Source organism: Ruegeria sp. BHSB058 (genome assembly GCF_059613285.1).
In genome coordinates this window covers 45214-53523 of sequence record NZ_JBXWSF010000021.1, presented here as the reverse complement: position 1 = coordinate 53523, position 8310 = coordinate 45214, and the positions used below count along the sequence as shown (strand labels likewise).

7 protein-coding genes are annotated in these 8310 nt (G+C 56.0%); 4 read left to right on the top strand and 3 right to left on the bottom strand.

Annotated features, from left to right (window positions below):
- From AC2FNB_RS07905 to AC2FNB_RS07890, 4 genes are all read left to right on the top strand, one after another.
- Nucleotides 1-1400: ABC transporter ATP-binding protein (locus AC2FNB_RS07905; RefSeq protein WP_496745528.1), on the top strand; the 1400-nt coding region annotated here is incomplete at its 5' end.
- 39 nt (nucleotides 1401-1439) lie between these two features.
- Nucleotides 1440-2672, top strand: a complete 1233-nt coding sequence (locus AC2FNB_RS07900) for a class I SAM-dependent RNA methyltransferase (RefSeq protein ID WP_496745527.1) — start codon at nucleotides 1440-1442, stop codon at nucleotides 2670-2672.
- A complete protein-coding gene (locus AC2FNB_RS07895) occupies nucleotides 2669-3478 on the top strand; it encodes an ion transporter (RefSeq protein WP_496745525.1) in 810 nt (269 codons plus the stop codon). The genes AC2FNB_RS07900 and AC2FNB_RS07895 overlap by 4 nt, the downstream gene beginning before the upstream one ends.
- A gap of 63 nt (nucleotides 3479-3541) precedes the next feature.
- Nucleotides 3542-4060: a L,D-transpeptidase family protein gene (locus tag AC2FNB_RS07890; RefSeq protein ID WP_496745523.1), complete on the top strand. Its 519-nt coding sequence runs from the start codon at nucleotides 3542-3544 to the stop codon at nucleotides 4058-4060.
- An 8-nt stretch (nucleotides 4061-4068) separates the two neighbouring features.
- Here the strand turns inward: AC2FNB_RS07890 and AC2FNB_RS07885 are convergent, their stop codons facing one another.
- From AC2FNB_RS07885 to AC2FNB_RS07875, 3 genes are read right to left on the bottom strand one after another with little or no spacing between them, the layout of a single operon-like run.
- A complete protein-coding gene (locus tag AC2FNB_RS07885) occupies nucleotides 4069-5502 on the bottom strand; it encodes a sulfotransferase family 2 domain-containing protein (RefSeq protein WP_496745522.1) in 1434 nt (477 codons plus the stop codon).
- Between the two features lie 6 nt (nucleotides 5503-5508).
- Nucleotides 5509-7209, bottom strand: a complete 1701-nt coding sequence (locus tag AC2FNB_RS07880; RefSeq protein WP_496745521.1) for a DUF5927 domain-containing protein — start codon at nucleotides 7207-7209, stop codon at nucleotides 5509-5511.
- Nucleotides 7206-8192, bottom strand: coding sequence for a glycosyltransferase family 2 protein (locus AC2FNB_RS07875; protein WP_496745535.1), 987 nt, complete (start codon nucleotides 8190-8192; stop codon nucleotides 7206-7208). Before AC2FNB_RS07875 ends, AC2FNB_RS07880 begins: the two co-directional genes overlap by 4 nt.
- Between the last annotated feature and the right edge of the window lie 118 nt (nucleotides 8193-8310).

Genomic DNA, 8310 nt, shown 5'->3' with positions numbered 1-8310 from the left:
AGACCTCCAGCGCTCTGACATCCGTTGTATCAGACGCGATCAGTGCCGTGGTGTTTGCGCTGGCCTCCTTGGTTGGATCATTAGCCTTGTTAGGGTCTATTCATCCGTTGGTAATGTTGCCGTTCGTCTTGTGGCTGACCGTCTATTTCGGGTTGGTTCGCTGGTATTTGCCGCGCATCCGAAAACGGTCGGGTGCGCGCGCGGGTGCGCGCGCGATGGTGTCGGGGCAGGTGGTGGATACGATCACCAACATCAAAACGGTCAAACTGTTCGCCCATGCTGAAAACGAGGATCAGGCTGCGCGAAAATCTATGGTCGAACTGCGGGAACGTTCGCTCGATTTCGGGCGTCTTTCGGCGAGTTTCCGGTTCATCCTGATGACGCTGGCAGGAATTCTGCCGGTGTTGCTTTTGGGATCGACGCTTTTGCTGTGGCAAGCGGGCACGGCGAGCGCGGGCGACATTGCGGCGGCGGGAGCCGTGTCGATCCGTATCGCCCAGATGACCGGTTGGGTCAGTTTCACGCTCATGGGCATGTATGCGCACGTGGGTGAAATCGAAAACGGCATGAAAACCCTGACGGCCCGCAGACGCATACTGGACGAAGCGAACGCAACCGAGTTGGGCGTAACCGGCGGACGGATCAAATTTGACAATGTGACCTTTGCCTATGGGCGCGAAGAGGGTGGTGTACAGGATCTTACGCTGACGATCGCACCGGGTGAAAAACTGGGTATCGTTGGTGCGTCCGGAGCCGGAAAATCCACGCTGGTTTCGCTTTTGTTGCGTCTCTATGACAGGGAAACCGGCGATATCAGCATCGACGGGCAAGATGTATCCGCGGTCACGCAGGACAGCTTGCGGCGCCAGATCGGCATGGTCACGCAGGAAACTGCGATGTTCAATCGTTCGGCTCGGGACAACATTTTATACGGGTGTCCCGAGGCAAGCGAAGACGAGTTGATCGCAGCGGCGCGAAAGGCCGAAGCTCATGAATTCATCCTGAACCTGCAGGATGCGCAGGGCCGCATAGGTTATGACGCGCATCTGGGCGAGCGCGGTGTAAAGCTTAGCGGCGGGCAGCGACAGCGGATCGCTTTGGCGCGCGCCATTCTCAAGGACGCGCCAATTCTGGTGCTGGACGAAGCCACCAGCGCGCTTGATTCCGAAGTCGAGGCCTCGATTCAGGCCGCGCTTCACCGGGTGATGGAAGGAAAGACGGTGCTGGCCATTGCGCACCGTCTGTCAACGCTTAGCGAAATGGATCGGATCATCGTACTGGATCACGGGCGGATTGTGGAAACGGGTACGCATGAGGTACTGCTGACTAAAGGCGGCCTTTACGCCCGTTTCTGGCATCGCCAGTCGGGCGGTTTTATTCGAACCGAAGCCGCAGAATAAGGCTTTTGCCTGCGCCCTCGTCCCGCTATCAGGCCATGCATGAGACAGGAATACACCATTCAGCGGCTTGGGCATCAGGGCGACGGAATTGCCGCAGGCCCTGTTTATGCCGCGCGTACCTTACCCGGTGAGGTGGTTAGCGGCGTTCTGACCGGGGCGCACCTGACGGATATCCGGATTGAGACACCTTCGGATTACCGTATCAAACCGCTGTGCCGCCACTACAAGTCCTGCGGTGGGTGTCAGTTGCAACATGCCTCGGATGAATTTGTGGTCGAGTGGAAGGTTGGCGTGGTCCGCACTGCGCTAGCGGCGCAGGGCCTAGAAGTATCGATGCGGCCGATCCATACGTCGCCTGAGCGATCGCGCCGCCGGGCCGTCATTGCTGTGCGCCGGACCAAGAAAGGAACTCTGGCCGGGTTTCATGGCCAGGCCTCGGACGTGATCACCGAGATACCGGACTGCCACCTTCTGGACCCCACGCTGATAACAGCAATACCTGTTGCCGAGGCGCTTGCGGTGTTGGGCGGTAGTCGCAAGGGTGTGCTGGCCGTGACTTTGACATTGTCAGAAGCAGGATTGGACGTGGCAGTCAGGGGCGGCAAACCGTTGGACGGCGCGTTGGAACTGGCACTTGCGCAGGCGACCGAACAACACGGCTTGGCTCGGCTGACGTGGGATGACGAAATCATTGCCACGCGCGTGTCGCCCGTACAGAGTTTCGGGTCGGCTGCGGTCGTGCCGCCGCCCGGTGCGTTCCTGCAGGCGACAAAGGACGGTCAGGACGTTTTGTTGCAGGCGGTGCAGGACATCTTGGCGGATGCCGGAAAGGTTGCCGATCTGTTTGCGGGATGCGGGACCTTTTCCTTGCCTTTGGCGCAGAAGGCCGAAGTGCACGCGGTCGAGGGCGATGCTGCTATGATCCGGGCGCTGGATCAGGGTTGGCGTAAGACGCAAGGTTTGAAAAGAGTCTCTACCGAAGCGCGTGACCTGTTCCGTCGGCCCCTGATGCCAGATGAACTGGCAAAGTTCGACGCCATCGTTCTGGACCCTCCTCGTGCGGGAGCCGAGGCGCAAGTGGCGGAAATCGCTAGGGCAAAGACACCGGTCGTGGCCTATGTTTCGTGCAACCCGGTGACCTTTGCACGCGATGCAAAAACATTGAAAAGCGCCGGGTATGTATTGGAATGGGTGCAGGTTGTAGACCAATTCAGATGGTCGGCGCATGTGGAACTTGCGGCGTCCTTCAAACTGAAAGAGGCAGGAACATGAGCAGTCTGGAAAGTGACACCATCGGGTTTCGTCAGCGTTTGGACGCATTCACAAGCGCGCCCGGATTCGGGCGGTTCATCACCGTTGTGATCATTTTCAATGCCATCCTTTTGGGGATGGAAACCGCGCCTAGCCTGATGGAGCGGTTCGGCCCGGTAATCGACACGCTGGATGCGCTGTGCCTTGGGGTTTTCATCTTCGAAATCGCCATGAAGCTTGCGGCACGCGGGCGACGGTTTTTTCTGAACGGGTGGAACCTTTTCGATTTCACCATCGTCAGCATCGCCCTGATACCAGGTGCGCAGGGTTTGTCGGTGTTACGAGCCTTGCGGATTTTGCGGGTTCTTCGGGTCATATCCGTAGCGCCAAGCCTGCGCCGCGTTGTCGAAGGATTTATCAAGGCGCTTCCCGGCATGGCCAGTGTGTTCTTATTGATGGCGATTATCTTTTATATCGGTGCAGTGATAGCAACCAAGCTGTTCGCCAATTCCTTTCCGGACTGGTTCGGTGATCTGGGTCTGTCGGCCTATACGCTTTTCCAGATCATGACGCTGGAAAGCTGGTCGATGGGAATCGTTCGCCCGGTGATGGAGGTTTATCCGTATGCCTGGGTGTTCTTTGTGCCATTCATCATGGTGACGACTTTCGCGGTGGTGAACCTGCTGGTCGGCCTGATCGTAAATTCAATGCAGGATGCCCATCACGCCGAGGATGAAGAGAGAACCGACGCCTACCGTGACGAGGTGCTGGAACGGCTGGAGGCGATAGAACAGCTGATCACAAGCCAAAACCCGACAAAAAAGTGATTTTGGATTTTGGCTTTTGTGGCATAATGGATGACAAAACAAAAAAGAGCAGGCAGTGAAACAATGGACCGTCGAGCATTTGGATTGGGCGCATTGGCAACGTTGGGTGTTTCAGCGTGTGGCGCGTCTCCATCGAAATTTCGCACCTATCATGGGCCTGAGGTAACATCTCTGGTCGTCAATAAAAGTGCGAGAAAACTCTATCTGTTGCACAACGAGCAGATCCTGAAGGAATACAAGGTCGGTCTTGGTTTCGCCCCGGATGGGCACAAGGCCATCAAGGGCGATGGCAAGACGCCCGAGGGAACCTATCTGATCGACCGGCGCAACCCCCGCAGCAGGTACCACCTGTCGATTGGAATTTCCTATCCGAACTCGCAGGACGTAGCGCTGGCCAAGGCGGCGGGAGTTGATCCGGGCGGTGACATTTTCATTCATGGCGAGCCGCAAACGAAAAGCGACCGTCAGCGCGCTCGCAAGACGGATGATTGGACTGCCGGATGCATCGCGGTAACCAACGAAGAGATCGAAGAGATCTATGCTATGGTCAACGAGGGTACAATTATCACCTTGCGGCCCTGAGGCGGTGCTCAGACCGGCCTGAAAGGTTCGAATCCGAAAAGCAGAAAGTCGCGCTGGTACAGGTCTTGTGCCAGCGCCTCTAGGTCGGAGTCGTAAATGTCTGATAAACCGTAGGGTGTGTCAGTGGTGCCCTGAGGAATGGGAGGTGGGTTCGGGTGTCCGAGATGTCGGGCAAGCGCGGGCAGGGCTTTGGAAGCTTCAGTTTCCCGGATCACGTGATCGGGTGGGGCAAAGCCGGAGAGAGCGGTCAGCACGCTGGATTGTGGGCTCCAGCTTCCGTCCAAACGGATCCCTGTCTGACCGGCCAAGTTCAGTTGCAAAAACCGAAGAAACGCTTCAAATGCTTCTCGGTGTCGCGTGACGGTATACCCCTTTCCTGGGCCGTCTGCAGGAATTGGTAGCTGAAACCTTCGGCGCAGCGTGTTGCGGATTTGGCTGTAGCTACCCGGACCGTTGGGCAGAATGTGGCGGCAAAATGCAGTGTGCGCGCGCGCCAGAGGGTGACGCAGGATCGTAAATCGTCGGTGACCGGGGTGTTCACGCATCCACTGTCGCGCGTTTTTCTGCGTCATTCCGTGTTGAAGATCCGGAACCGTGACACCATCCAGATCGGCCAGCCATTTTGCCACATCATCTTCCAGGCCGCACTTGACGGGCTGGAACATCAAAGGCGTATGCAACCCGGCGACGTAGCTTGGAACTGCCGGGCCGCGACGCGGCTCGAAGCTCGGCGTCCAGGACAGGTTGAAGATGTCGAGGTCGGCGACAGCTTTTGACATGACTTCGGGATTGGCAACCTTGTCGGATATTTGCCCCGGATTTTGCCGTTTGAGACCGTCATCTAATTTGTCGATCCGGGAATCAAGGCCCAGCCAATGCACCAACCCATTGATGACCTCGACATCCTGCAGATCTTCGTAGTCAAGATAAAACGCGGATTGGCCGCTGCGTTGCATGCTGTTCAGCAGAAAAACCTGAAAGGCCTGCAAGTCATGAACACGCCGCGTGAACTCAGCGGTGTCGAAATTCGCTTTGGCATCCTTGCGGCGTTTGGCATTGGTCAGCTTCCACTGGCCGGTCTCGCGTGCGATTTTCCAGGAAACGTAGCTGTCCAACGGATTGCGGGTCAGGATGATCTTGGCGCAATGTAGGTCGGGCAGAGTCAAGTCCAGTACCCTTGAATCGTGGTCATGAAAAAACCGGAACCCATTCAACTTGCCGGGCGCTTTTTTTACCGCTTCGATCAGTGACAAGGGGTTTTCGTCGCGCATTTCCTGCGTGATCCCAAGAATATTTTCGCGGTTCGGATAGCCGATGAAATGCGGATTGAACGCTTCGCCATGGCAGTGCAGCCCATCCACCGTGTTCAGATTGGATTCGAGAAAATTGGAGCCGGTCCGCATTTCAGCGAATACGACAAAGTAATCGAATTTGGCGTTCATACCGGACTACTGTACCAGATAGGGTTTTTTTGCGGGCATGGATGAGGGTGTCGGATGATGATCGACCGGAAAATCGCCCATCAGATAAGGATGCATCCCTTGGTTCTTGAGGTTTTGCAGGAACCGCCCAAACCCGGTGAGATCGGTCATGGTTGGCGCTTGAGACAAATGTCGGCGGTTGGAATGACCAATTTCGTCAACAAGCATTTGCAGAGGTTCCATCGGCGATTCCACGAATTCTGCCATTGTCCAGATGCGAACACGTGCCTTGACGTTATTTTCCCGCAGAAGATCCAACTGCTTGCTTTCGATCTGCTGTAATCTGGCCGCTTCTTTGCGCAAATCGGCGAAATCCCGATTTGATTTGAACAAGGGCACCGCCCATGCACCGGATATGACCGAAACCTGGGCGTTCTTGTCACGTGCGATGAAGGGGTTGATCTTCTGGTTGTCGGCTGGGCCGAATTGAAAACACTGGTATTCCCCTCGGGTGTTCCAGATCAGGTTTGTTAGGAATGCGGTGGGATTATAGTCGCGCTGGGCGGCACTGTTAGTTAATGCGCCGTTAATGATAGTTTCGCGGTCCGCGAATTCCGCGTGGTCAGGATCATAAAGATGACCATGTACTCGGGCGCCGGTCACTTTGGCGAGCCAGTTTTCGAAATCTTCGAACACATCCGAAAACCCCTGAAACACTGAATATGGACCAGCCGTCATCCCGTTTTCGCGCCCTGGATGTGGAAAGCGGCTTTGCATGTAAAGCCCGCTGCGCCCGCGCGTCCGGCGCTCGACCGCTTTGACAAAAACCCGGTCGATCTTACCAGGGTTGGGTTCTGCGGGCTTCATGGCATTTGTCTGATCGGTCAGAAATGCCTGATACAGCCGATTGGCGTGCGGCCAGATTTTGCGGGCGACAAAGCAGTCCGACCGGCGTAGCAGTTGCAGGTGATCGTCATAGAAGACGTGCGGCTTGCCTTGGTAATCGAACTTGGACAACGTCAGCGACCTACTTTCGATATTGGATGAATACACCCGGGCCAGAGTTTGGAAATAGCTTTCATCCGGAATCCAGACCTTGCGAAAATACCGGTCGTGGATCTTGCGGCCTGGATCTTGAAGGATGGCGGACAAGGTTTGACGTGTCAGACACCACCACTGGCTGCCCATGTGTGGTGTCAGACCATCCGGAATGTTGCGCCGGATTTTCAGGCGGCGCTGCAGATTAACGTAGCTGTCGAATAGTCGGCGCTGTTTTTTCCAAGAAAACGGAAATCGCAGAGTGAACCGCTCGGATTCCAACCCGCCAACAGTCCAGGGTACATCGGCGGTGGTTGCACTTTCGATGAAATCGGTTCTGGGGCGGGTCGCCAAATAGTCGATCAGTTCGGAGACCGGTCGTAATGGTAGGCAGGCGCCCGACGCCAGGTAGATATGGCTCACGTCCAGATTTTGCGACAGCATCAGTTCCGCAGCTGATTGCGAGGCCGCGACGATGCCCCATCCGCCCCATTCGCAAAGATGGCGTTTGGAAAAGGAGATCAGAGGGTCATTGGCGCAGGACGTTGCAAACCGACTATAAAACTCGGATGGAACTTTCTTGTCGACATGAATGACAACAGGACAACCGGAAGCCGTCCAGTGCCGCGCGACCTGCTCGGCGCGGTCGAGATCGGTGTGAACCAGCATGATGACACCCAGTGAACTCATGCCCAGTTTCCTTTGGACATGAGGCCCAAAATCTCAAGCTGACGCCAGTTGATATATTTCTCGGACCATTGACACCAGAAATCTGTCTGGCCTAGCGGGTCTGTGGCATAGCGCTTGTATTCGCTGGATTCGGCATAGTGTTGTCCGCGTTGCAACTCCTCCTGCGCCTTGGCGCCGAATGTATCGATCAATTTGGCGTGCAGCAGCGCGCCACTTGGCTTTTCTCCGCCCCAGTCATCATAAACCTGATTCAGGCCGCGGGGCATAAGGGAATGAGTGGAACTGACATAGGTGTTCCGTCTTGACCACTTGACCAGCGGTATCTTGTTCAGTGCGGGCGCTTTTCTTGGAGTGTCCGCAAAAAACGTCCGGGCGCGGGGACCTCCCTGGATCCACAGATTTCCATACTGGGGGTTTTTGGAGATTGTATAGTTACCGGGGTCGAACCAGTTGGCAATTTCCAGCGGGTTCTGCCCTTCGGTATAGGGCGTCTGGTTGATGGGGCCTTTGGGATAGACGTCAATCAGCATGGCGCTGAAGCTGCGGATCGCGCTGTTGTCCAGCCAATCAGTTAGGGCGCGGATGGGGCGCGAATCGCAGAAGGGGTAGACAAAAAACTCATCCGGGTCGACCGTCAAAGCCCAGTGTTCGCGGGCATAAGTGCGAAGCAGATAGTTTATCCAATCCACGCCAAACGTGGCGCTCTTGTAGCTGCTGGACGTGTGCCAGAGTGACACGTCCGGTTGTTCGGAAAGGAACTTGGCAGTGCCGTCATCACTGTCATTATCGACGAACAGGAAATGATCGATCCCAAGGCTGCGGTAGTATTTCAGGAAATATGGGAGCCGGATTTTTTCGTTCCGGACCACACTGGCCAACAGCACCGCACCGGGGCGAATGTTGGATGTGTTGTTTCGGATGGGCGCCAATTCTCGGGACTTGCGAAGGCAGCGCAAAACCCGGCGCTTGCGCCGCAACCTCATGCGATAAGAGTCCAATAAACTCACGCGTCCATCCAACTATTACATACGCGAGCATGTTCAGGCGAAAGTCCGGGATTTGAGCGATCCGGACATTTGCAGTGTTATGTCACCTTTTCCT

Bases quoted from the DNA above. Each gene is read 5' to 3' on its own strand.
- AC2FNB_RS07880 (WP_496745521.1), bottom strand. From the start codon at position 7,209: ATGAGTTCACTGGGTGTCATCATGCTGGTTCACACCGATCTCGACCGC.
- AC2FNB_RS07890 (WP_496745523.1), top strand. From the start codon at position 3,542: ATGGACCGTCGAGCATTTGGATTGGGCGCATTGGCAACGTTGGGTGTT.
- AC2FNB_RS07895 (WP_496745525.1), top strand. From the start codon at position 2,669: ATGAGCAGTCTGGAAAGTGACACCATCGGGTTTCGTCAGCGTTTGGAC.
- AC2FNB_RS07875 (WP_496745535.1), bottom strand. From the start codon at position 8,192: ATGAGGTTGCGGCGCAAGCGCCGGGTTTTGCGCTGCCTTCGCAAGTCC.
- AC2FNB_RS07900 (WP_496745527.1), top strand. From the start codon at position 1,440: ATGAGACAGGAATACACCATTCAGCGGCTTGGGCATCAGGGCGACGGA.
- AC2FNB_RS07885 (WP_496745522.1), bottom strand. From the start codon at position 5,502: ATGAACGCCAAATTCGATTACTTTGTCGTATTCGCTGAAATGCGGACC.